This is a genomic window from Cellulomonas sp. P5_C6 (genome assembly GCF_054049635.1).
Genome location: NZ_JBFULZ010000323.1, coordinates 1 through 2,209 on the forward strand (window position 1 = coordinate 1; position 2,209 = coordinate 2,209).

2 protein-coding genes are annotated in these 2,209 nt (G+C 67.7%); both read right to left on the reverse strand.

Annotation, left to right across the window (positions count from 1 at the left end; genetic code table 11):
- Window positions 1-609: beta-galactosidase (locus ACXJKG_RS20730; RefSeq protein WP_456847609.1), on the reverse strand; the 609-nt coding region annotated here is incomplete at its 3' end.
- A gap of 148 nt (window positions 610-757) precedes the next feature.
- On the reverse strand, window positions 758-1,816 hold the full coding sequence (locus ACXJKG_RS20735) for a LacI family DNA-binding transcriptional regulator (protein ID WP_456847610.1): 1,059 nt from the start codon (window positions 1,814-1,816) through the stop codon (window positions 758-760).
- Between the last annotated feature and the right edge of the window lie 393 nt (window positions 1,817-2,209).

The window sequence follows — 2,209 nt, forward strand, 5'->3', positions numbered from 1 at the left end:
GGGCGACAGCCAGGCGAGCTGGGCGGCGGAGGAGCGGTCGCGGCTCGACCCCAAGAGCCCTACCTCGTTCTCCACCTGCATCATGATGACGGTGTGATCCTCGTCCACCCGGGCGATGTGCGTCATCAGAGTTCCATAGGCTGCCTCGTCCGCTTCTCGCAGAGGCCTGGAGAACACGGACAGCGTGGGGCGAGGCATCGATCCCTCGTAGCTGAAAGGAGCCCGCACAGGAGACGGTCCCCGGTCGGCTCGCTCGAATCGGGCGGAGTCCTGGCGAACCCACGTCGGTGCATAGGTGGACAAGGCGTTCTTGTACGCACCGAACCAGATGAGGACGAGGCGGACGCCCGCCGAGCGCGCACCTGAGAGCAGCTCGTCGACGACGCGGAAGTCGAACTCACCCTCGGACGGCTCCACCTGGTCCCACCCCACGGGAGCGATGATCGAGTTCACTCCGGACCGCCCGATCGCGTGCCAGATGGGGGCCATGTGCACGGGATCCGAGGCGCTGGAGTTGCGCAGCTCGCCGCCCAGGCAGAAGAACGGTTGTCCGTCCACGATCAGCCGCGTGTGGCTGCCGGCTCGCTCCAGGCGGGGGAGTTCGGTCATGAGGTCTCCTTCGGGCACGCTCGATGACGAGCGTCCCATTCAAGGCCCTTCGACCTTCTGGCGGGGTCGGCGGCTCGCCGGTGAGCCGAGTGCCGGGGTCATGTCGTCGAGGTCCGCGATCGCCACGTCGGGGGATCCGTCGAGATCCTCAGCCCCGCGGGCTCGAGCTCTGTCGGGAGATCAGCCTCGGGGGCAGCACGACAGCCGAGTGCTCGTGGGGTCCGCTGCCGTGAGCGGCCTCCTCCTGGAGCAGCAGTGCGCCGAGGCGCCCGACGTCGTCACCGGGTTGCGCGACGGTCGAGATGGGGATCGGGCTGTCCCAGGCGGCCTGGTTGTTGTCGTACCCGACGATCGCGACGTCGTCGGGAACGCGCACGTCAGAGGAGCTCGAGAGGGCCTGGACGATGCCCGCCGCGAGCAGGTCGGACGCAGCGAAGATGCCGTCGATCTCGCCGGCCGCGATGCGCGCGGCGAGGTGGACGCCCACGGACCACCCGTCGGAGCGGTTGATCCACTCCGGGGTGATGACCTCCGAGACCACGTCCGGGTGCTCACCCACGGCCTGGTGAAAGCCTTTGCCACGGTCGACGACCGGTTGCAGCTCGCTCGGGCCGCCCACGAACGCCAGCTTGCGGCGGCCCGTCTCGATGAGGTGCTTGGTGGCGACGTAGCCACCGAGCGCGTTGTCGACGTCGACGCTGCAGTACTGCGACACGGGTGCGCTGAAGTTCAGGAGCACCAGGGGGATCCCGGTCGGCGCCCGGCGCGAGACGGCGGCGAAGTGGGCCGCATCGTTGAGCGTCATGAGGACGCCGGTCACCCGTGACTGCGCGAACATGGCGAGGTAGTTGGACTCACGCTCGATCCGCGCGTCGCTGTTCGCGATGAGCAACGTCAGGCCGCCGTGCTCCGCGCCACTCTCAGCGCCACGGGCGATGTCGACGAACAGGGAGTTGCTCAGGTCCKAGACGATCAGGCCGATCGACCGCGTCGAGCCGAACTTCAACGAGCGGGCTGCGGTATTGGGCACGTAGCCGAGCATCGCCATCGCGCGCTCGACCCGCTCCCGGGTCGCGGCAGCGACCTTGTCGGGATGGTTGAGGACGTTGGAGACGGTGCCCATCGAGACGCCCGCCAGGGAGGCGACGTCGTCGACGCTCGGGCGCGGTCGCGCCGGCGGTCGGTTGCTCTGCTCCGGGGGAGGCACCGATGGCTCCTTCCTGGTGATGTGGTCTCGCGGCGAGTCGAGCGTATATGCCTGGCCGTGGGCACCGATGGCGGACACGAGCATCAACACCGCAAACGATTGAATCGAGCCAATCTCTACGGTGGTTCATTGCGTGGCCCGGTGACTCACTCAGGCCATCGAACCTGGTCACGTCACGGTTTTGCAACGGCCGTTGACCGCGGCGAACTTGGGGACTACGTTTTGAAACGCTTCAACCCCATGCTTCGCACTTCAAGGAGGAACTGTGAACTCGATGCTGAAGCGTCGGCGGACGCTGATCGCAGGCGTCGTCGGCCTGAGCGCAACGTTGGCGCTCGCCGCGTGCAGCGGATCCGGATCMAGCGATTCGCCGTCCGGCGGATCGGGCAAGGC